We start from the raw sequence: 20,614 nt of genomic DNA on the forward strand, positions 1-20,614 counted from the left end.
CACCCTTGCGACCGAGGCGACCCACACGCCCGGTGCTCGTTGTATGTGTCCGTGTCGAATGTGCGCCTTCTAGAGGGCCCCCGCACCAGCAGAGCCTCGCGCCCCGAAGCGAGAGTCGCGGCCCGTCCGGCGTCCGAGTCCGGCCGTACGCGACGCAAGGCCGCTGCGCGCACACGACGTTCTCCCGGTTCCACCGCCACCCGAGAACCGTGCCGCGTCCCTGAACGAACGCACGAAACGCTCGTGCCCGGGCACACCCACGCCCGTGCACTCGACAGTGACGGAAACCCACGTGATCACCACCTCGGGCCTGACCAAGGTCTACCGCTCCCGCGGCCGTGAGGTCACCGCCCTCGACGGCGTCGATCTCCATGTCCGCGAAGGCGAGGTCTACGGCGTCATCGGCCAGTCCGGCGCCGGCAAGTCCTCCCTCATCCGCTGCGTCAACCTGCTGGAGCGCCCCACCTCCGGCACCGTGACCGTCGCCGGGCAGGACCTCACCGCCCTGGCCGGCCGCGGCCCGCGCGCGGGCAGGGAACTGCGGCGGGCGCGCAGCCGGGTGGGCATGGTCTTCCAGCACTTCAACCTGCTGTCCTCGCGGACCGTGCAGGACAACATCGAGCTGCCGCTGGAGATCCTCGGCCAGGCGGGCAGGGCACGCTCCCTCAAGGCCCTCGAACTGCTGGACCTGGTCGGCCTCGCCGACAAGGCCAAGGCCTACCCCGCCCAGCTCTCCGGCGGCCAGAAGCAGCGCGTCGGCATCGCCCGCGCCCTCGCCGGCGACCCCAAGGTGCTGCTCTCCGACGAGGCCACCAGCGCCCTGGACCCGGAGACCACCCGCTCCATCCTCCAGCTGCTGCGCGACCTGAACCGGCAGCTGGGCCTGACCGTCCTGCTCATCACCCATGAGATGGACGTCGTGAAGTCGATCTGCGACTCCGCCGCCCTCATGGAGAAGGGCCGGATCGTGGAGTCCGGCACGGTCAGCGAGCTGCTGGCCACCCCGGGCTCCGAGCTGGCCGCCGCGCTGTTCCCGGTGAGCGGCGAGCGCACCGGCGACGACCGGACCGTCCTCGACGTCACCTTCCACGGCGAGAGCGCGACCCAGCCGGTCATCTCGCAGCTCGCGCGCACCTACAACATCGACATCTCGATCCTCGGCGCGGCCATCGACACCGTCGGCGGCCTCCAGGTCGGCCGGATGCGCATCGAACTGCCCGGCCGCTACGAGGACAACGTGGTGCCGGTCGGCTTCCTGCGCGAACAGGGCCTGCAGATCGACGTCGTCGGCCATGAGGGCCATGAGGGCCAGGAGCCCGTGCTCGTGAAGGATGGTGCGAAGTGACCTGGTCCGAGATGCAGCCCCTGCTGGAGCAGGCGTGTTGGGACACCCTCTACATGGTGGGCTGGTCCACGGTCATCGCCGTCGTGGGCGGACTCCCGCTCGGCCTCCTGCTCGTCCTGACGGACCGGGGCGGGCTGCTGCAGAACGTCGTGGTGAACAAGGTCATCGGGCAGATCGTGAACGTCGCCCGCTCGATGCCGTTCATCATTCTCATGGTCGCGCTGATGACCTTCACCCGCTGGATCACCGGCACCACCATCGGCCGTGAGGCCGCCATCGTGCCGCTCGCCATCGGGGCCATCCCGTTCTTCGCCCGCCTGGTGGAGATGTCCGTCCGCGAGGTCGACGGCGGACTCGTCGAGGCGGTGCAGTCCATGGGCGGCAGCACCTGGAAGGTCGTCCGGAGCGTGCTCGTCCCCGAAGCGCTCCCGTCCCTGATCTCCGGCACCACCACCACGATCATCGCTCTCATCGGCTACTCGGCCATGGCGGGCACCGTCGGCGCCGGCGGCCTCGGCGACGTGGCCGTCCGCTACGGCTACCAGCGCTTCGAGACCGGCATGATGTGGATCACCGTGGCCATCCTGGCCGTCGTCATCTCCCTGCTCCAGGTCGTCGGCGACTTCGCCGCCCGCTCGCTGCACCGCCGCAGCGGCAGGTCCGGCGGACTGCTCCTCTTCCGCCCGCTGCGCGGGATCTTCCCCGGCACGGTCGCCACCGAGGCCGTCAAGAAGAGCTGATCCGCCCCCCGAGCCCCCCGTTCACCCGCATACGGGGTCGCACCACCCTTAAGGAAAGGCACTTTTCGTGCGTAACACCGCCAAGCTCACCACCGCCGTCCTCGCCACCGGAGCCCTCACCCTCGGGCTGACCGCCTGCGGCTCCGGCAAGGACTCCGACTCCTCCGACAGCAGCGGCCCGCTGGTCGTCGCCGCGAGCCCGACCCCGCACGCCGAGATCCTCACCTTCGTCAAGGACAAGCTGGCGAAGAAGGCGGGCCTCGACCTGGAGGTCAAGGAGTTCACCGACTACATCACGCCGAACACGGCGACCGAGGACGGCTCGGTGAACGCCAACTACTTCCAGAACCAGCCGTACCTCGACGACTTCAACAAGAAGCGCGGCACCCACATCGTGCCCGTCGTCACGGTGCACCTGGAGCCGCTCGGCCTGTACTCCCACAAGGTCAAGAAGGCCGACGCCCTCAAGAGCGGTGCGACCGTCGCCGTCCCGAACGACGCCGTCAACGAGGCGCGCGCCCTGAAGCTGCTGGCCTCCAACGGGCTGATCACCCTCAAGGACGGCGTCGGCAACGAGGCCACCCCGCAGGACATCGCCAAGAACCCCAAGAACCTCAAGTTCAAGGAGGTCGAGGCGGCCCAGACCCCGCGCTCCCTCGACGACGTGGACGCGGCCGTGGTCAACGGCAACTACGCCATCTCCTCGGGCCTGAAGCCGGCCAAGGACGCCCTCGTCCTGGAGTCCCCGAAGAACAACCCCTACGGCAACTTCCTCGCCGTGAAGAAGGGCGAGGAGAAGGACCCGCGGGTGAAGAAGCTCGCCAAGCTCCTCACCTCGCCCGAGGTCAAGAAGTTCATCGAGGACAAGTACCAGGGCTCGGTCATCCCGTCCTTCTGAGCCGCGAAGGGGACTGAACCCATGCGCAAGTCCGTCGTCGCCGTGGCGGCCCTGGCCCTCGGGCTGACCGCCTGCGGCACCGGCACGGACTCCGGCAAGGGCGGTGGCAAGGACGACGCGCTCGTCGTCGGCGCCACCGCCGTCCCGGCCGGCGAGGTGCTCACCTATGTCAGGGACCACCTCGCCGCCAAGGCCGGCCTGAAGCTGGAGATCAAGGAGTTCACGGACTACGTCCTGCCGAACACCGCCCTCCAGGAGGGCGAGCTGGACGCGAACCTCTACCAGAACCAGCCCTACCTGGACGACTTCAACAAGTCCAAGGGCACCGACCTGGTCTCGGTCGTGAAGCCCTACCTGCCGCCCATGGGCGTCTACTCCAAGAAGGTCCGCAAGGTCACCGGGCTGCCCGACGGAGCCACCGTCGCGGTGCCGGGCGACACCACCAACGAGGGCCGCGCCCTCAAGCTGCTGGCCGCAGGCGGTGTCATCGAGCTGAAGGCGGACGCCGGCCCGACCGCGTCCCCCGCGGACGTCACGGCCAACCCCAGGCACCTGAAGTTCAAGGAACTGGAGGCCGCCCAGCTGCCCCGCTCGCTCGACGACGTGGCCGCCGCGGTCATAAACAACAACTACGCCCAGGACGCGGGCCTCAGCCCCACCAAGGACGCGATCCTCCTGGAGTCGGCGAAGAACAACCCCTACGCCAACCTCCTCGCCGTCAAGCGCGGCACCGAGGACGACCCACGGGTGAAGAAGCTCGCCGAACTGCTCGTCTCACCCGAGGTGCGCACGTTCATCCAGGACAAGTACCACGGGTCCGTCCTGCCGGCGACCGGCGGCTGACGGCACGCACACGGCGTTTCGCGACGCACGGGGTCCACTCCCTCACCCGGAGTGGGCCCCGTCGTGCGGTTCAGTGGTTTCATGCTGCATGCTGGGCAGTTCAGCAGGCCTGACGGTCCTGACGGTCTTTCGAGGAACTTCCGAAGGTTACGGAGCGGCGCATGACGAGCACCTTCCCCAACATCTCCATCAGCACGGAGCGGTTGGTGCTGCGTCCCCTCGACGAGGACGACGTGCCCGCCCTGGCCGACATGATGAACGACGAGCAGGTCGTCGCCTGGACCACCACGCCCCACCCCTACACCGAGGCCGAGGCCACCCGGTGGATCACCCGGCTCGCCCCCGAGGAACGCACCGGGGGCCGCGGCATCGTCCTCGCCGTCACCGAGTTCCTCACCCAGCGGCTCGTCGGCATCGTGCACCTGAGGAACACGGACTGGCGCGTCCGCTCCAGCGAGCTCGCCTACGTCATCGCCCCCTGGGCCCGCGGCGAGGGCTATGCCTCCGAAGCGGCCCTCGCCACCGCCCAGTGGCTCTTCCACGACCAGGAGTTCGAGCGGCTCGAACTGCGCACCGCAGCCGACAACACCGCCTCCCAGCAGGTGGCCCAGAAGATCGGCTGCATCAGCGAGGGCGTCCTGCGCAACGCCTGGATAGCCCGCGCCAGGACCGGGGACGGGGCCTGGACCGAGGTACGCACGGACGTCATCGTCTGGAGCCTGCTCCCCGAGGACCTCGCCGGCGTCGGCGAGCAGCTGGCCGACACGGGCGGTTTCACGTCGTACGCGGACTGGAACTGAGCCCCCGGGTCTCCACCAGGTACTCTCACGGAGCCCGCCCAGGGCGCCCCTCTCCCGAACACCTGCGCAGAACCACTGGAGACTGACGACGATGGCCGACCGGGTCACGGTGATCGGCTGGGACGGCTCGCCGCTGACCGCCGCGGCACGCTCCGCCCTCGGCGCCGCCACGCTCGTGGCCGGCGCCCCCCACCACCTGGCGCTCCCCGAGGTCACGCCCGCGGCCGAGCGCATCCGCCTCGGCAGCGTCGCCCTGGCCGCCCGCCGAATCGCCGCCCACCGCGGCACCGCGGTCGTGTTCGCCGACGGCGACCCCGGCTTCTTCGGCGTCGTACGGACCCTGCGCGCTCCCGAGTTCGGCCTGGAGGTCGAGGTCGTCCCCGCCGTCTCCGCGGTGGCCGCCGCCTTCGCCCGCGCCGGCATGCCCTGGGACGACGCCCAGGTCGTCGTCGCCCACCGGCGCACCCTGCGCCGGGCCGTGAACGTCTGCCGCGCCCACACCAAGGTCGCCGTCCTCACCGCACCGGGCGCGGGCCCCGCCGAACTCGGTCTGCTGCTGGAGGGCGTCCACCGCACCTTCGTCGTCTGCGAGGAACTGGGCACCGCGCACGAGCAGGTCTCCGTCGTCACCTCCGACAAGGCCGCCGACCACTCCTGGCGCGACCCCAACGTCGTCATCGTCATCGGCGGACCGGCCGGCGCGGCGGAGGACAGCGGCTGGATCGCCGGGCGCGACCCGGGCACCGGCCCGCGCGGCTGGGTGCAGCCCGACGAGAGCTACGGCGGCGGACACGGCGGCGGTCTCGGCGAGGGCGAGACGGAACTGCTGCGCGCCGCCCAACTCGCCCGCCTCGGGCCCCGGGTCGGCGACCTCGTGTGGGACATCGGCTGCGGCTCCGGCGCGTTCGCCACCGAGGCGGCGCGGGCCGGTGCGGCCGTCATCGCCGTCGACCGTGACCCGGCCGCCTGCGCCCGCACCGACGGGGCCGCGCGCCGGTTCGGCGTCCAGCTCCAGATCGTCCACGGCGACGCCCCGCACATCCTGGAGAACCTGCCCGAACCGGACGTCGTACGGGTCGGCGGCGGGGGACCGGCCGTCGTCTCGGCGGTCGCCGACCGCCGCCCGCAGCGCATCGTCACGCACGCCGCGACCCGGGACGCCGCCGAACGCGTCGGCCGCGACCTGACCGAGCACGGCTACCGGGTCGAGTGCGCCCTGCTCCAGTCCGTCGAACTCGACACGCGGGCCTGGACCGAGACCGAGCGGAGCGTCGTATTCCTGCTCAGCGGAGAACTGGTGCGGCGCGAAGCGTCTCGCTGAGGGGCGGCGGCCGAGCCGCGGGCGGCCCTGCCGGATCGCGCCCCGTGATCCTGTTGTCGTACTGCGCGCGGTAGGCTGGCCGATCGTTGTACCGCACCGGTGGCCCGAACTTCGTTCGCCAATGTCCGGAACGCACGCCCGTTTTGGGGTGGGTGTGGTACCGCGGACCGGAGGACGCGCAACGTGGCGCAGTCCACAGCGGCCTGTCGCGGATCATGCTGTCGCGACGGCGGAACGACCGGGACAATGCCACTGAATGGCTTTGTCGCCTTTTCCGGCGGGTCGTTCGTGCCGCTGGGCACGGACGCTCGTTCTTCACAGCGGGGCGGTCGGTGCGCCGTTCCGGGTGAGCTGGTCGTAGGAGCACTAAACCGATGGGCGAGGGGTACGCATGACCGACACCGGCCAGGTCCCGGGCGAGGGGCAGCCGGAGAGCGCAGGCATGGTGGATCAGCCGGGCGTTCCCGCACACGGTGCGTACACCTATCTCTCCGAGGCGCCCGCCGAGGACGAGGACCTGCTGCTGCCGGGCGCCCAGGGCGCGTGGGGCAACGAGGTGCCGCCGCCCGCTCCGGAACCGGTGGTGGAGACCGTCCACGAGCCGGGTCCGCACGAGACGTCCGGCCGGGACAGCGGCTCGGTCGACCTCAGCGGTGTCCGGCTGCCGGGCCCGGCGTCGGTCCCGCCGTCGCCCATCCTCTCCGCGCCGCACGATCCGGCGGCCGCAGCGCAGGCCCAGCGCCGTCCGCTGCACCTCGGCCCGCCGATCCCCGACACGTCCGCGAGCCCGGTCCGCTCGCTCGCCGACCGCGGCCCGGCGGGAGCGCCGGTGCGCCAGCCCGGAGCGCCGGCCGCCGGTCCCGAGTACCTCGACGCCCAGCCGCTGCGCGAGATGACCCCGCAGAGCGCCGCCCCCTGGGGTGCCGCCCCGGCACAGGTCGCCGCCCAGGCACCGGCTGCCGAAACGGTTAGTCCGCCGGTGACCGCGCCCGCGCCCGAGCCCGTTCCCGCGGAGCCGGCCGACGCCGCGCAGGCGGCGATGGCCCGCCTCGCCCACCAGGCGGCGGCCCAGGGCACGGCCGACGACACCGGTCAGCCGCACGTCGTGCACGGCCATGACGGCGTGCAGCCGCTGCACGGCCACGACGGGGTGTACACCGCACCGCCGGCGCCGGGCGCCGAGGACGCTCCGGCCCAGGCGACGCAGGGCCCTGAGGGCGGCCAGGTGCCGGTGGCGCCGGCTGCCGAGGGTGGTCAGGCGCCGGTGGCGCCGGGCGACGCGATCGCGGATGGCGTCCAGGTTCCGCCGGGGCCCGGTGCGGAGGGCGTCCCGACCGCCGACGGCGCGCAGGAGGCGGTGGCCGACGTGGCCGCGCCGGAGCCCGTCGCCGGTGACGGAGGGGCGGTCGCCGACGGTGTCGCTGTGACTGAGGCCGTTGTGAACGAGGCCGTCGTGGCCGAGGCCGTTGTGGCCGAGGCCGCCCCGGTGGAGCAGCCCGTGGCGGTTGCCGAGGGCGGGGAGCCCGCCGAGGTGCTGCCGGACGGAACACCGGAGCAGGGTGTGACGGACGCGTCCGGTCCGGCGCAGGACGGCCCGGAGACGGCGCCGGTCGCGCCGGCCGTGCCGGTTCCGGAGGCCGCGGGCGTCGTGGGTACGGCGGAGGCCGACGTGACGGCGGCTGGGACGGTGGCCGTAGAACCGGTTGCCGTGGAGACGGTCGTCGCAGCGACCGCGGGGGTGGCTCCGGCCGCTCAGCCGACGGCGGAGACGGCGCCGGTCGAGCCGGTCGAGGCCGTGCAGCCCGAAGCCGTACAGCCCGAGGCCGCCGTGCAGCCCGCCGAGGCGCCGCAGCTCGTCGACCCCGCTCAGACGCAGCCTCCCGTCGCGGCCCCTGACCCGATCGTGACCGCCCAGGGAGCCGCCGTGCTCGCCGAAGCGGTTGCCGTCCAGGACGTGCCCCAGGCCGCCGAGCCCGCTGCCGCCGAGCCCGCTGCCGTCGAGGCCCCGGCCGACGCCGCGGACCCGACCGCCGCGTCCGCCGCCGAGCCCCTCGCCCCGCAGGTCGAGCAGCCCCCGGCGGCCCCCCAGGTCGAAGCCCCCCAGGTCGAGATGGCTCAGGTCGCCGAGCCGGCCGTCGCCGCCGCTGCGTCCCAGGACGCCGAGCCCGCCCCGGCCGCCGGGGACGGCGCCGAAGCCGTGGAGGTGTCCGGGCCGGCCGTGGCGTCCGAACCGGTCGTGCCGCCCGTGCTCCAGGTGCAGGGTCCGCAGATCGCCGAGACCGCCGCGCCCGTCCCCGGCGTCCCGGCCGAGCCCGTCGCCCCCGCAGTGCCGCAGGCGCAGCCGCAGCCGCAGGCCCAGGAGGCCGTCGTACCGGAGTCCGGCGTGACCCCTCAGCCGCAGTCCCCGGAGCAGTCCCTGCCGCCCGGCCTCCCGGTCGAGTCGCACCCGGAGCAGACGCTCGGGCAGTTCGTGCCGGTGGAAGGCCAGGTGCCCACCACCCCGCATCTGGCGCCCACCCCGCCGCAGCCCCTCGTCCTGCCCATGGGCGTCGTGCCCACGGACGGCGCCCCGGCCGAGAACGCCCAGAACCCGCAGGACCCGCAGAACCCACAGGACCCGCAGGACCCGCAGGGCACCCAGAACCCGCAGGGCCCGCAGAACCCGCAGGAGCAGCCGACCGAGCCGGTGGCCGAACAGGTGGCTGAACCGGTGGCCGCACCCGAACCCGCACCCGAGCCCGCCCCCACCCCCGTGGCCACGGTGCCCGCCCCGCGCGAGGGCGAGTCGGCCGGCGTACCCGCGGTGGCGGAGACGGAGCACGACCCCGAGGTCGTACAGCACGCGGAGGACCTGCGGACCAGGGCCGCCGACCAGGAAGAGAGCACGGCCGCCGTGGCGGAAGCACGACAGTCCACCGGCCCGGCCGCACCCGGATACGCCGACGCCGAGCGCGAGGCCGTCCTGAAGGTGATGCGCGAGCGCCGCGACATCCGCAACGGCTTCCGGAGCGACCCCATCCCGCACGAGGTGCTGCTCCGGGTCCTGGAGGCGGCGCACACCGCGCCCTCCGTGGGCCACTCGCAGCCCTGGGACTTCGTCGTCATCAGATCCGCCGAGACCCGGCGGACGATGCACGAACTGGCGATGCGGCAGCGCGAGGCCTACGCCAAATCGCTGCCGAAGGGCCGGGCGAAGCAGTTCAAGGAACTGAAGATCGAGGCCATCCTCGACACCCCGGTCAACATCGTCGTCACCGCGGACCCCACCCGCGGCGGCCGGCACACGCTCGGCCGTCACACCCAGCCGCAGATGGCGCCCTACTCCTCGGCGCTCGCGGTGGAGAACCTCTGGCTCGCCGCCCGCGCCGAAGGCCTCGGCGTCGGCTGGGTCAGCTTCTTCGACGAGCGGGAGATGGTCCGCACGCTCGGCCTGCCCGAGCACCTGGAGGTCGTCGCCTACCTGTGTGTCGGGTACGTCGACGAGTTCCCGGACGAGCCCGAGCTGATGCAGGCCGGCTGGTCCAAGAGGCGCCCCCTGTCCTGGGTGGTGCACGAGGAGACGTACGGCCGCCGTGCCCTGCCCGGAGAGGAACCCCACGACCTGCTCGCCGAGACCGTCGCACAGATCCGCCCCCTCGACGCGAAGGCGCTCGGTGAGGCATGGGAGCGCCAGAAGCGCATGACCAAGCCGGCCGGCGCGCTCGGCATGCTGGAGATCATCTCCGCGCAGCTGTCCGGGCTGTCCCGGCAGTGCCCGCCGCCGATCCCGGAGCCCGCCGCCGTCGCGATCTTCGCCGGCGACCACGGCGTGCACGCCCAGGGCGTCACCCCCTGGCCGCAGGAGGTCACCGCCCAGATGGTGGCCAACTTCCTCGGCGGGGGAGCCGTCTGCAACGCCTTCGCCACCCAGGTCGGCGCCGAGGTCTGCGTCGTGGACGTGGGGGTCGCCACCGACCTGCCGGCCACCCCGGGCCTGCTGCCCCGCAAGATCCGCGGTGGCACGTCCGACATGACCACCGGCGCCGCCATGACCCGCGAGGAGGCCAAGGCGGCCATCGAGGTCGGCATCGAGACCGCCCGGGACCTGGTGGCCGCCGGCAACAAGGCGCTGCTCACCGGTGAGATGGGCATCGCCAACACCACCGCCTCCGCCGCGCTGATCTCCGTCTTCACCGGCGCCGACCCGGCCGAGGTCACCGGCCGCGGCACCGGCATCAACGACGAGACGCTGGCCCGCAAGACCGAGGTGGTCCGCCGCGCCCTGGAACTCCACCAGCCGGACCCGGCCGACCCGATCGGTGTCCTCGCGGCCATCGGCGGCTTCGAGCACGCGGCCATGGTCGGCCTGCTGCTCGGCGGCGCCTCGCTGCGGACGCCGGTCATCCTGGACGGCGTCAGCGCCGGCGCCGCGGCCCTCGTCGCCCGCGCCATCGCCCCGGAGGTCCTCGCGGCCTGCATCGCCGGCCACCGCAGCGCCGAGCCCGGCCATGTGGCAGCCCTCAACAAGCTGGGCCTGCGCCCGCTGGTCGACCTCGACCTGCGCCTGGGCGAGGGCACCGGGGCGCTGCTGGCACTCCCGCTCGTGCAGAGCACGGCCCGGGCGATGCACGAGGTGGCGACGTTCGACTCGGCGGGCGTCACCGAGAAGTAGGCACCACCCCAGGGGCGGTCCGGTGCCCGACTGCCGGACCGCCCGTGCGGTCCGCCCTGCCCACACCTTAAAATCCGCACGTCAGGGCTGCTCCGAAGTCGTAGCGCGCCCACCGCACAGCTGTCCGAGGAGCCGCCCCTCATGGCCGAACACCCCGCCTACCCCGTAGGCCTCCGCCTCGCCGGCCGCCGCGTGGTCGTTCTCGGCGGCGGCCAGGTCGCCCAGCGCCGTCTGCCGGCACTGATCGCGGCGGGCGCGGACATCCTCCTCGTGTCCCCCGGGGCGACCCCCTCGGTCGAGGCGATGGCGGACGCGGGCGAGATCACCTGGGCGAGGCGCGGATACGAGGACGGCGACCTCACCGGCGCCTGGTACGCCCTCATCGCCACCAGCGACCCCGAGGCCAACGCACGGGCCTCCGCCGAGGGGGAGCGGCACCGCGTCTGGTGCGTCCGCTCCGACGACGCCGAAGCGGCGACGGCGTGGACGCCGGCCACCGGTCACAGCGAGGGCGTCACGGTCGCCGTGCTCACCACCCACGCGCGCGGCCGCGACCCCCGGCACACCGCCGCCATCCGGGACGCGGTCGTCGAGGGCCTGCGCGACGGCACCCTCGTCGCCCCGCACCGCCGCGCCCGTACGACCGGCGTGGCCTTGGTCGGCGGCGGCCCCGGCGACCCCGACCTGATCACGGTCCGCGGCCGGCGGCTGCTCGCCGCCGCTGACGTCGTCATCGCCGACCGGCTCGGCCCGCGCGACCTGCTCGCCGAACTCCCGCCGCACGTCGAGGTGATCGACGCGGCCAAGATCCCCTACGGCCGCTTCATGGCCCAGGAGGCCATCAACAACGCGCTCATCGAGCACGCCAGGCAGGGCAAGGCGGTCGTCCGGCTCAAGGGCGGCGACCCGTACGTCTTCGGCCGGGGCATGGAGGAGGTGCAGGCGCTCGCCGAGGCCGGCATCCCGTGCACGGTGGTCCCGGGCATCTCCAGCTCGATCTCGGTGCCGGGCGCGGCCGGCATCCCGGTCACGCACCGCGGGGTCGCCCATGAGTTCACCGTGGTCAGCGGGCATGTCGCCCCGGACGACGACCGCTCCCTCGTGGACTGGCCCGCGCTGGCGAAGCTCACCGGCACGCTGGTGATCCTTATGGGCGTCGACAAGATCGGGAAGATCGCCGAGGCGCTCGTCGCGCACGGCAAGTCCCCGCAGACCCCGGTCGCCCTGATCCAGGAGGGGACGACGGCCGCCCAGCGCCGGGTGGACGCCACTTTGGCCACGGTCGCCGAGAAGGTACGGGCCGAGGACGTGAAGCCCCCGGCGGTCATCGTCATCGGCGAGGTCGTGCGCGTCGGCCCGGAGCCCGCCGTGTGATCACGGCCGCTCGCATCACGCGTAACCTGGGGTAACGCACCCCTTCCCAGCCGTTGGCAGCACACCCAGGACAAGGCAGTATCACCCTGTGGCCGATCTCATCACCGTCGAGGATCCCGACGACCCCCGTCTCTCCGACTACACCGGCCTGACCGACGTCGAACTGCGGCGCAAGCGCGAGCCCGCCGAGGGCCTGTTCATCGCCGAGGGCGAAAAGGTCATCCGCCGGGCCAAGGAAGCCGGCTACGAGATGCGGTCGATGCTGCTCTCGGCGAAGTGGGTCGACGTCATGCGCGACGTCATCGACGAGCTGCCGGCCCCGGTCTACGCCGTCAGCCCGGACCTCGCCGAACGGGTCACCGGCTACCACGTGCACCGCGGCGCCCTCGCCTCCATGCAGCGCAAGCCGCTGCCCACGGCCGGCGAGCTGCTCCGCACCGCCCGCCGGGTGGTCGTCATGGAGTCCGTGAACGACCACACCAACATCGGCGCGATCTTCCGCTCGGCGGCGGCCCTCGGCATGGACGCGGTGCTGCTGTCGCCCGACTGCGCCGACCCGCTGTACCGGCGTAGCGTCAAGGTCTCCATGGGAGCGGTGTTCTCGGTGCCGTACGCGCGGCTGGAGACCTGGCCCAAGAGCCTGGAGTCGGTGCGCGAGGCGGGCTTCACCCTGCTCGCGCTCACCCCGGACGAGAAGGCCCGCAGCCTGGACGAGGCCGCCCCGCACCGGATGGACAGGGTGGCGCTCATGCTGGGTGCCGAGGGCGACGGGCTGTCCACGCAGGCGCTGGTCGCGGCCGACGAATGGGTCCGCATCCCGATGTCCCACGGCGTCGACTCGCTCAACGTGGGCGCGGCGGCGGCGGTGGCGTTCTACGCGGTGGCGACGGGCCGCCCGAATCTCTGATCTGCCGAATCTCTGACCTGCTGGAGTCCTGACCTGCTGGAGTCCTGACCCGGCGGGCCCTGATCCGGCGGGGCTTCGGTCTGGCGGGGCCTGTCGGCCGGCCCACCCGCTCGGGGTCGCGCTCAGTTCCCGGCGTCGCGGCTCATCGACGACCTGTGCCCGCCCGGCATGAGGGTGGCGCTGCTCGACGGCAGGTAGCCGGGCTGCACGTTCCGCTGGTCGTCGCCGTTGTCGCCGAGCCCGCGCGCCGGGCCCTGGCAGCCCTGGGCCAGCGCGATACCGAGCGCCACCAGCAGCGTCACCACCACGAACACGGTCAGCCGCTGCCGCAGCAGCCGCGGATTGGCCGGCCGCCGGCCGGTACCCGCGGGGCGCCGCCCCGGCCGCCCGGCCCCGCCCCGCGCCGGACGCCCGCCGCCGGAGCGCGGACCGCCGCCGCGCGGCGGCGGGGTGGGACGCGCCGTACCCGGCCGCCCGGCGCCGCGGGCACCGCTGCCGCCGCGCGAGGCCGCACCGCCTCGGGACGGCACGTCACCGTGTGCGGAGCCCCCGCCCCTCGGGGACGCGCCGCCGCGCGCCGGGGTGCCCCCGCGCGGCAGCGGCGTACCGGAGGCGGTACGCCGCTGGGTGCGCTGCTGCTCGGGATAGGTGTCGGCGAGCCGTCCGGTGGGCCGGTCCGCCTCGGCGGCGCGCGGCGCGGGCGGCCGTCCGCCGTCCAGGCCCTGTGCCTCCCGGGCGGCGATCTCCTTCAGCCGCAGCGACAGCTGCAGGGTGGTGGGCCGCTCGTCGGGGTCCTTCGCCAGACAGGCCCGGATCAGCGGGGCCAGCGCGTCCGGGACGCCGTACAGCTGCGCCTCCTCGTGCACCACCCGGTACAGCATCACCTCGGAGCTGCCGTGCCCGAACGGGGAGTCGCCGGTCGAGGTGTACGCCAGGGTCGCGCCCAGGGAGAAGACGTCGGTGGCGGGGGTGACCGCGGCGCCGCGCACCTGCTCGGGGGCGAGGAAGCCGGGGGAGCCGACCGCGGTGCCGACATGGGTGAGCGTGGAGGCGCCGGTGGCCCAGGCGATGCCGAAGTCGATGATCCGCGGCCCCTTGGGGGACAGCAGGATGTTGGAGGGCTTCAGGTCCCGGTGGACGACACCGGCCTCGTGCACGGCGACCAGGCCCTCGGACAGGGCGGCGCCGATCGCCGCCGTGTCCGCCGCGGTGAGAGCACCCTCGTCGGCGACCTTGTCGTGCAGGGAGGGGCCGGGCACGTACTGGGTGGCGAACCAGGGCCGCTCGGCCTCCAGGTCGGCTGCGACCAGCCGGGCCGTACAGCCGCCGCGGATACGGCGGGCCGCGGACACCTCGCGTGCGAAGCGGGACCGGAACTCCTGATCCTCCGCCAGGTCGGGCCGGATCACCTTCAGCGCGACCCGCTGGCCCTTCTTGTCGGAGCCGAGGTAGACCACGCCCATCCCGCCCGCGCCGAGCCGTCGGTGAAGCCTGAACGAGCCGACGACACGCGGGTCCTCGCGCCTCAGGCGCATCATCGCCATGTTCATCCCCGCTGCCCGGTCCCTGTGACGTGGCACAGCTTACGTTTCCACGGCCGCATGCGCTCATAGGCCGCGCCCTCTCGGCCGGACGGATTGTGTGGGCCGTCCGGGGGAGGTGAAAAGCGGTCAGGAAGCCGTACGGCAGGGCAACTTCAGGCTGCGGTGAGTATCAACCGCCTTGCACGGCAGGGAGGTTGGCCTCACCCGAGGGTGCGAGGCGCACCACCGGCCCCCCGCCGTCCACCTCCCGCCCACGGCCCGCTGCCGGGCCCGCGCCCCGGATCGCACGCAACCCCCCGCTACCCTCCCGACCCCACCCGAAGTGATCGAAGTCACCCCTCGCGTGGCGCGGGACGCTTCGGAAAACAGCGGACAGAGCGGACGGCCCTCTCCGGGATGACCCCGAGACCCGCACCGCCGTCTCCACCCAGGGGAGTACTCCGCAGGTCATGGCTCATCCTCCGGGAGGCCCGGCAATCGGTACGAGGGCATGACGCCCGCCGGAACCCGCGCCCCTAGATTTGAGGTCAAGCGGCGGGTGGCAGCACTCGTCCCCCGAGGTCAGACACCCGCCGCTGCAGATGACAACCGAAACGGTCAGGAGAGGGACCATGGCCTACACGGCACCGCGACGCACCACGTTCGCACCCCGCCGCACGGGCCGCCGCCACCCCTTGGTGGCGACGCTCATGGCCCTTCCCCTGGCGGCCCTGCTCCTCGTCGTCTTCGATGGCTGGGAGACGGTGGCCACACAGGCGTCGTCCGTGGGTGCGATGCTGGGGCGCTGAGCGGCGACCCCAGGCCCGGAAGAGCGGTCCGGGCGGGGACATCGATCCATGAAACCCCGTGGGGACGGGGGTGCGGCGGACGGCAACAATGCCGGCGCAGCTGGGGAGCTGCGCCGGCATTAGCCGTTCCGGCCCAGGCCGGCCCCCGCGCACGGCACCACGCCGGCGCCGCCGGGCCGGTACCCTCGGCCGAACAGTCCACCCCGCCCGAGGCAGCCTTGACCGCAGACGCAGACACCGGCATACACACGGACACCTGTGCCGGCACCCACGCGGAACCCGGCGCCGGCATGCGCGGCACCCCCACCTCCGCCCTCCTGCCCGCGCTGGCCGCGAGAGCCAGGGCCGCGGCCCACCCCCACGCCCCCGCCGCCCCCTGCGCCTGCGGCAGCACCCCCCTCGCCGACCGCGAGGACGCCACGGTCGTCCGGCACGCGGACACCGTCGCCAAGGCCCACGCCCCGGACACCGACCCCGCCGCCCTGGCCCACCGCGTCATCACGGCCGCCCGCCACCCCGACCTGCTCCTGCCGCCCCTCACCCCCGCCCCCGCCCCGCTGCACGAGCGTCTGGTGACCTTCTGGCCTTACGGCACCCCGGTGGACCCGGAGGACCCGGACGCGGCCCCCTGGGAGGCCGCCGCCGCCCTCCTGGCCCGCCTGCACCGCAGCCCCGTCCCCGCCGGCCTCCCCCCGATGCGCGGCCCCGCGAAGGCCGCCCGCGCCGTGGGCCGGCTCCACACGGCGCTGCGGACCAGGGCAACCACAGCAACCTCGGCAACCAGGGCAACCACGCCGGCAACACCGACCACGGCAGCGCACCCGACCACGGCAGCGCACCCGACCACGGCAGCGCACCCGGCCCCGGACGCCCGCCCGGCCCCGGACGCCCGCCCGGCCCCGGATGCCCGCCTCGCCCCGGACGCCCGCCCGGCCCCGGACGCCCGCCCGGCCCCGGATGCCCGCCTCGCCCCGGACGCCCGCCCGGTCCTGGCCGCCTGGGCTGCCCTGCCCGCCTGGGCAAGGGCCGCCGCCCCGATGCCCGGCCCGGCGGCCCTCTGCCACGGCGATCTGCACCTCGGCCAGCTGGTCAGGCACCCGGCGCCGGACGGACCGTGGAAGCTGATCGACGTGGACGACCTGGGGGCCGGCGTCCCGGCCTGGGACCTCGCCCGCCCCGCCGCGTGGTACGCCTGCGGACTGCTGCCGCCCGATGAGTGGATCCGTTTCCTGACCGCCTACCGGCGGGCCGGCGGCCCGGCCGTCCCCCCGGACGGCGACCCCTGGCCCGCCCTGGACGTCCCGGCGCGCGCCCTCACCGTGCAGACGGCCGCCCTGGCGATCACCAAGGCGCTCGCGGCGGACCGCCCGCTGGACGAGGTGCAGCAGGCCGTGGTCGACGCCTGCGCCCGCATGCCCGCCGAGGCCGCCTCCCGCACCCCGCACCCGCCTTGCCCGGGATCCTGATTCCCGGGCTAGGCTGCAACCGCCCGGGGGGCGGACGGAGTCTGTCCTGGGGAAACACGAAGCAGGACCGACTGGCGAGGAGTTGAGCCGACCATGCAGTGTCCGAAGTGCCATGCGCCGATGCACACCTACAACCGCAACGGCGTCCAGATCGAGCAGTGCAGCGGCTGCCGCGGCATCTTCCTCGACTACGGCGAGCTGGAGGCGCTGACCCGTGTCGAGTCCCAGTGGTCGCAGGCGGCTCCGCCGCCGCCCGCCGCCCCGCAGGCGTACCCCGCCGCCCCGGCCGCGCCCGCCTGGGGTGCCCCGCAGGGCGGTCACCACGGCGGTCACGGTCACTACGGTCACCACCGCCACAAGAGCTTCGGCCACATGCTCTTCTCCAGCTGAGCACACGAAGAAGCCCCCGGCCGTCGAGACGGCCGGGGGCTTCTTGCTGTGTGGACGATACTGGGATTGAACCAGTGACCTCTTCCGTGTCAGGGAAGCGCTCTCCCGCTGAGCTAATCGTCCGCGGACCGTGACCCTTGAGTCACAGGCAGTGCGCGATACTGGGATTGAACCAGTGACCTCTTCCGTGTCAGGGAAGCGCTCTCCCGCTGAGCTAATCGCGCGGGGTGGGATCTTCGAGAAGATCCAGGATCCGGAGATCCAGTGGACGATACTGGGATTGAACCAGTGACCTCTTCCGTGTCAGGGAAGCGCTCTCCCGCTGAGCTAATCGTCCTTGGAGGTGGAGACGGGATTTGAACCCGTGTAGACGGCTTTGCAGGCCGTTGCCTCGCCTCTCGGCCACTCCACCAGGAGTGTAGGGGATCGGGATGACCCCTTCTTCCATCGAGCGGACGACGAGGCTCGAACTCGCGACCTCAACCTTGGCAAGGTTGCGCTCTACCAACTGAGCTACGTCCGCTTGTCGTTTCCGTTCCGCTTGCGCGTCCCGGCGACGTGTTGAACTCTAGCGGATTCCCGGGCCAGCACAAAAACGCGTTTACGCAGCGTGCTGCGGTGCACCTGGCGGACCCGGTGGCCGGGGCTCCCTCCGGGACATCCCGGAGCCACCTTCCGGACACCCGACCTAGACTCGGCCACGTGTTCCTCCACCCTCCTCTCGCCCGGTTCGGCGACCGCGTCGCCACCGGACTCCTCGACGTGACCAGCGATCCGGCCGCTTTGGACGCCACCGGTTTCTGGGCGGTCTGCGCGGACTTCGAGGGCCGGCTGACCTGCGCCCGCTTCGCGGACGTACGGCGGGAGCCGGTGCCCGCGCCGGTGCCCGGCGGATGGCGGGGCCCGGGGCCGGCGGACTGGACCTCCTCCCTGGACCGCTCCGCCTACACGGCGGCCGTGCACCGCATCCGCGAGTACATCGCGGCCGGTGAGGTCTATCAGGCCAATCTCTGCCGGGTGCTCAGCGCGCCCGTCGCCCCCGGCGCCGACGTGGACGCCCTGACCGCCGTCCTGGCCCGGGGCAACCCGGCGCCGTACGCGGGCACGATCCGGCTGCCGGAGCACGGCGTGGAGATCGCCACCGCCTCGCCCGAGCTGTTCCTGCGCCGGCACGGCCGTACGGTCGAGTCGGGACCCATCAAGGGCACCGGGCGCACCGAGGCGGACCTCCTGGACAAGGACTACGCCGAGAACGTGATGATCGTGGACCTGGTCCGCAACGACATCGGGCGTGTCTGTACGACGGGCAGCGTGACCGTCCCCGACCTCTGTGCCGTCGAGAAGCATCCGGGACTCGTCCATCTCGTCTCCACCGTGCGCGGCGAGCTGCGCGCGGACGCCGGCTGGCCGCAGCTGCTGGCAGCGGCCTTCCCGCCCGGCTCGGTCACCGGTGCACCCAAGTCGAGCGCCCTCAGGATCATCGAGGAGCTGGAGGCGGCACCGCGCGGCCCGTACTGCGGGGGCATCGGCTGGGTGGACGCCGACCGGGGCACCGCCGAGCTGGCCGTGGGCATCCGCACCTTCTGGATCGACCGGTCCGCCGGGGGCGCGGCGACGCTGCGCTTCGGCACCGGCGCCGGCATCACCTGGGGGTCCGACCCCGAGGGGGAGTGGCGGGAGACCGAACTGAAGGCGTCCCGGCTGCTCGCGGTGGCGTCGGGAACGTACGACGAGACGGCGGGAGTGTTCCTGTGAGGATCTGGCTGGACGGCGCGCTGCGGGACCCGGACTCCGCCCGGGTCTCCGCCCTCGACCACGGGCTGACCGTCGGCGACGGGGTCTTCGAGACCGTGAAGGCGGTCGACGGGAGGCCGTTCGCGCTCACCCGGCACCTCGACCGGCTGACCCGCTCGGCCCGCGGCCTCGGTCTGCCCGACCCGGACCACGAGGAGGTGCGCCGCGCCTGCGCCGCCGTCCTCGACGCCGGTCCGATGCCGCTCGGCCGGCTGCGGATCACCTTCACCGGCGGCCGCGGCCCGCTGGGCTCCGACCGCGGCGCGCACGCCCCGACCCTGCTGGTCGCCGCCGAGGAGACCGCCCGCCGTTCCGACTCGACCGCGGCGGTCACCGTCCCGTGGGCGCGCAACGAACGCGGTGCCCTCACCGGCCTGAAGACGACCTCGTACGCCGAGAACGTCGTCGCCCTGGCCCGCGCCCACCGGGACGGCGCCTCCGAGGCGTTGTTCGGCAACACGGCAGGGCAGCTCTGCGAGGGCACCGGGACGAACGTCTTCGTCGTCCTGGACGGTGAGATCCACACCCCGCCGGTCGCCGCCGGCTGCCTGCCCGGCATCACCCGGGCCCTGCTCATCGACTGGGCGGGCGCCAAGGAGACCGAACTGCCGCTGGACGTGCTGCTCAGCGCCGACGAGGTCTTCCTGACCTCCTCCCTGCGGGACGTGCAGGCCCTGCACCGGGTCGACGACCGTGAACTGCCCGGCGCCCGTGGCCCGGTGACCGCCGAGGCCATGCGGATCTTCGACGAGCGGTCCGGGCAGGACCTGGACCCCTGAGCCGGCCGCGGACACCGCCGCTGACACGGACATAGCGAACGCGACGACGGCGTCGGGCCGCAGATGAACGCGGCCGGGGGCGCACGCGCTGGCGGAAAACGGGCTGACGCGGCCGGTCGGCGCGGGTAGAACACCTGTGATGACCACGACCCTGCGGCCGGCCGAGCCGCTCCAGCATCACCCCGACGGGACCCGCTCCCGGCGCTACGCGGTATGCGTGAACAGCCGCCCCGTGGGCGAGCTCCGCCTGGGCACCTCGCCGTCCCTCGGTGACACGGTGGCCCGCGTCATCGATCTGCGGATCGCCGAGCCCGACCGGCGGCGCGGCCGCGGCACGGTGGCCGCGCTCGCCGCGGAGGAGGCGGCGCGCGGCTGGGGCTGCGTACAGATGGAGGCCGTGGTGCCGGCGGCGGCGGACGCCGCGCTGCGCCTGTTCGGCGCCCTCGGCTACACCCTGCGCAACCGCGGCATGGACAAACGCGTCGGCGGCACTCCGCCCGCGCTGCCGCCGGGCAGTCACGCCCGGCCGATGACCGCGGCCGAGTTCGACGCGTGGCAGGACAGGGAGAGCGAGCGGTACGCGCGCACGTGGATGGAACGGGGTGTCCCCGAGGCCGCGGCCCGCGCCAAGGCCCGCGACGACCACGCGCGGCTGCTGCCGCACGGGCTCGCCACCGAGGGCGTGGTGTTCAGCGTGCTGGAGCACGCCGGCGCCCGGGTGGGCACGCTGTGGCTGACCCTGGAGGAGGCCAAGGCGTTCGTGTACGACGTGGAGACCGACGCGGTCCATCGCGGCCGGGGACACGGCCGCACCCTCATGCTGCTGGCCGAACGCCAGGCCGTCGAGGCCGGGCGGCCGGTCCTCGGCCTGAACGTGTTCGCGGGCAACACCCCGGCCGAGCGGCTGTACACGTCACTCGGCTACGAGACGGTGAGCCACTCCCTGACCAAGCCCCTGCTCTAGCGTCCTGCCC

The 20,614-nt window shown here is 73.5% G+C and carries 16 protein-coding genes and 5 tRNA genes; 15 read left to right on the forward strand and 6 right to left on the reverse strand.

Translation table 11 applies throughout. The annotated features are described in order from the left end of the window. Positions 1-292: 292 nt before the first annotated feature. The 9 genes from ACF073_RS19115 (at position 293) to ACF073_RS19155 (ending at position 12,879) form a co-directional block, all read left to right on the forward strand. Positions 293-1,345: a methionine ABC transporter ATP-binding protein gene (locus ACF073_RS19115; protein ID WP_392071402.1), complete on the forward strand. Its 1,053-nt coding sequence runs from the start codon at positions 293-295 to the stop codon at positions 1,343-1,345. Next, positions 1,342-2,085 carry a methionine ABC transporter permease gene (locus ACF073_RS19120; protein WP_392071404.1) on the forward strand — a complete coding sequence of 248 codons (744 nt, stop codon included), beginning with the start codon at positions 1,342-1,344 and terminating at the stop codon, positions 2,083-2,085. The genes ACF073_RS19115 and ACF073_RS19120 overlap by 4 nt, the downstream gene beginning before the upstream one ends. Before the next feature lie 67 nt (positions 2,086-2,152). Beyond that, positions 2,153-2,983, forward strand: a complete 831-nt coding sequence (locus ACF073_RS19125) for a MetQ/NlpA family ABC transporter substrate-binding protein (RefSeq protein WP_392071406.1) — start codon at positions 2,153-2,155, stop codon at positions 2,981-2,983. 21 nt (positions 2,984-3,004) lie between these two features. Continuing rightward, the gene (locus ACF073_RS19130) at positions 3,005-3,826 is read left to right on the forward strand and encodes a MetQ/NlpA family ABC transporter substrate-binding protein (RefSeq protein WP_392071408.1); all 822 of its coding nucleotides are present in this window, start codon (positions 3,005-3,007) and stop codon (positions 3,824-3,826) included. A 161-nt stretch (positions 3,827-3,987) separates the two neighbouring features. After that, on the forward strand, positions 3,988-4,626 hold the full coding sequence (locus ACF073_RS19135; protein WP_392071410.1) for a GNAT family N-acetyltransferase: 639 nt from the start codon (positions 3,988-3,990) through the stop codon (positions 4,624-4,626). 91 nt (positions 4,627-4,717) lie between these two features. Next, complete coding sequence (gene cbiE, locus ACF073_RS19140) at positions 4,718-5,947, forward strand: precorrin-6y C5,15-methyltransferase (decarboxylating) subunit CbiE (RefSeq protein ID WP_392071412.1); 1,230 nt, start codon at positions 4,718-4,720, stop codon at positions 5,945-5,947. Positions 5,948-6,338: 391 nt separating this feature from the next. Next, positions 6,339-10,598, forward strand: a complete 4,260-nt coding sequence (gene cobT / locus ACF073_RS19145; RefSeq protein WP_392071414.1) for a nicotinate-nucleotide--dimethylbenzimidazole phosphoribosyltransferase — start codon at positions 6,339-6,341, stop codon at positions 10,596-10,598. Positions 10,599-10,739: 141 nt separating this feature from the next. After that, positions 10,740-11,972 carry a uroporphyrinogen-III C-methyltransferase gene (gene cobA, locus ACF073_RS19150; RefSeq protein ID WP_392071416.1) on the forward strand — a complete coding sequence of 411 codons (1,233 nt, stop codon included), beginning with the start codon at positions 10,740-10,742 and terminating at the stop codon, positions 11,970-11,972. Between the two features lie 88 nt (positions 11,973-12,060). Continuing rightward, positions 12,061-12,879 (forward strand): TrmH family RNA methyltransferase, encoded by an 819-nt coding sequence (locus ACF073_RS19155; protein WP_392071418.1) that lies wholly within the window; start codon positions 12,061-12,063, stop codon positions 12,877-12,879. Between the two features lie 122 nt (positions 12,880-13,001). Here ACF073_RS19155 and ACF073_RS19160 read toward each other — a convergent pair whose 3' ends face one another. After that, on the reverse strand, positions 13,002-14,429 hold the full coding sequence (locus tag ACF073_RS19160; RefSeq protein WP_392071420.1) for a serine/threonine-protein kinase: 1,428 nt from the start codon (positions 14,427-14,429) through the stop codon (positions 13,002-13,004). Between the two features lie 605 nt (positions 14,430-15,034). On the opposite strand from ACF073_RS19160, the gene ACF073_RS19165 reads away from it, so the two are divergent. From ACF073_RS19165 to ACF073_RS19175, 3 genes are all read left to right on the forward strand, one after another. Next, on the forward strand, positions 15,035-15,211 hold the full coding sequence (locus tag ACF073_RS19165; protein ID WP_392071422.1) for a hypothetical protein: 177 nt from the start codon (positions 15,035-15,037) through the stop codon (positions 15,209-15,211). 218 nt (positions 15,212-15,429) lie between these two features. Then, positions 15,430-16,677, forward strand: a complete 1,248-nt coding sequence (locus ACF073_RS19170) for a phosphotransferase (protein WP_392071424.1) — start codon at positions 15,430-15,432, stop codon at positions 16,675-16,677. Positions 16,678-16,770: 93 nt separating this feature from the next. Then, positions 16,771-17,067 (forward strand): zf-TFIIB domain-containing protein, encoded by a 297-nt coding sequence (locus ACF073_RS19175; protein ID WP_392071425.1) that lies wholly within the window; start codon positions 16,771-16,773, stop codon positions 17,065-17,067. A 51-nt stretch (positions 17,068-17,118) separates the two neighbouring features. Here ACF073_RS19175 and ACF073_RS19180 read toward each other — a convergent pair. From ACF073_RS19180 to ACF073_RS19200, 5 genes are all read right to left on the reverse strand, one after another. Further along, positions 17,119-17,190 (reverse strand) — tRNA-Val (locus ACF073_RS19180). A 29-nt stretch (positions 17,191-17,219) separates the two neighbouring features. Next, positions 17,220-17,291 (reverse strand) — tRNA-Val (locus ACF073_RS19185). Between the two features lie 41 nt (positions 17,292-17,332). After that, positions 17,333-17,404, reverse strand: a tRNA-Val gene (locus tag ACF073_RS19190). A gap of 1 nt (position 17,405) precedes the next feature. Continuing rightward, positions 17,406-17,479 (reverse strand) — tRNA-Cys (locus ACF073_RS19195). Between the two features lie 38 nt (positions 17,480-17,517). Continuing rightward, positions 17,518-17,590, reverse strand: a tRNA-Gly gene (locus tag ACF073_RS19200). A 179-nt stretch (positions 17,591-17,769) separates the two neighbouring features. On the opposite strand from ACF073_RS19200, the gene ACF073_RS19205 reads away from it, so the two are divergent. The 3 genes from ACF073_RS19205 (at position 17,770) to ACF073_RS19215 (ending at position 20,604) form a co-directional block, all read left to right on the forward strand. Further along, a complete protein-coding gene (locus tag ACF073_RS19205) occupies positions 17,770-18,822 on the forward strand; it encodes a chorismate-binding protein (RefSeq protein WP_392071427.1) in 1,053 nt (350 codons plus the stop codon). Beyond that, the gene (locus ACF073_RS19210; protein WP_392071429.1) at positions 18,819-19,640 is read left to right on the forward strand and encodes an aminotransferase class IV; all 822 of its coding nucleotides are present in this window, start codon (positions 18,819-18,821) and stop codon (positions 19,638-19,640) included. The genes ACF073_RS19205 and ACF073_RS19210 overlap by 4 nt, the downstream gene beginning before the upstream one ends. A gap of 139 nt (positions 19,641-19,779) precedes the next feature. Continuing rightward, positions 19,780-20,604, forward strand: a complete 825-nt coding sequence (locus ACF073_RS19215; RefSeq protein WP_392071431.1) for a GNAT family N-acetyltransferase — start codon at positions 19,780-19,782, stop codon at positions 20,602-20,604. The last annotated feature ends 10 nt before the right edge of the window (positions 20,605-20,614 follow it).

Origin of the sequence: Streptomyces sp. NPDC015171, from assembly GCF_043079545.1 — a bacterium.
Lineage (GTDB): Bacteria > Actinomycetota > Actinomycetes > Streptomycetales > Streptomycetaceae > Streptomyces.

Excerpts from the sequence above, each read along its gene's own strand:
- ACF073_RS19215 (WP_392071431.1), top strand. The coding sequence starts at position 19,780 with ATGACCACGACCCTGCGGCCGGCCGAGCCGCTCCAGCATCACCCCGAC.
- ACF073_RS19135 (WP_392071410.1), top strand. The coding sequence starts at position 3,988 with ATGACGAGCACCTTCCCCAACATCTCCATCAGCACGGAGCGGTTGGTG.
- ACF073_RS19130 (WP_392071408.1), top strand. The coding sequence starts at position 3,005 with ATGCGCAAGTCCGTCGTCGCCGTGGCGGCCCTGGCCCTCGGGCTGACC.
- cobA (WP_392071416.1), top strand. The coding sequence starts at position 10,740 with ATGGCCGAACACCCCGCCTACCCCGTAGGCCTCCGCCTCGCCGGCCGC.
- ACF073_RS19165 (WP_392071422.1), top strand. The coding sequence starts at position 15,035 with ATGGCCTACACGGCACCGCGACGCACCACGTTCGCACCCCGCCGCACG.
- cobT (WP_392071414.1), top strand. The coding sequence starts at position 6,339 with ATGACCGACACCGGCCAGGTCCCGGGCGAGGGGCAGCCGGAGAGCGCA.
- ACF073_RS19160 (WP_392071420.1), bottom strand. The coding sequence starts at position 14,429 with ATGAACATGGCGATGATGCGCCTGAGGCGCGAGGACCCGCGTGTCGTC.
- ACF073_RS19175 (WP_392071425.1), top strand. The coding sequence starts at position 16,771 with ATGCAGTGTCCGAAGTGCCATGCGCCGATGCACACCTACAACCGCAAC.
- cbiE (WP_392071412.1), top strand. The coding sequence starts at position 4,718 with ATGGCCGACCGGGTCACGGTGATCGGCTGGGACGGCTCGCCGCTGACC.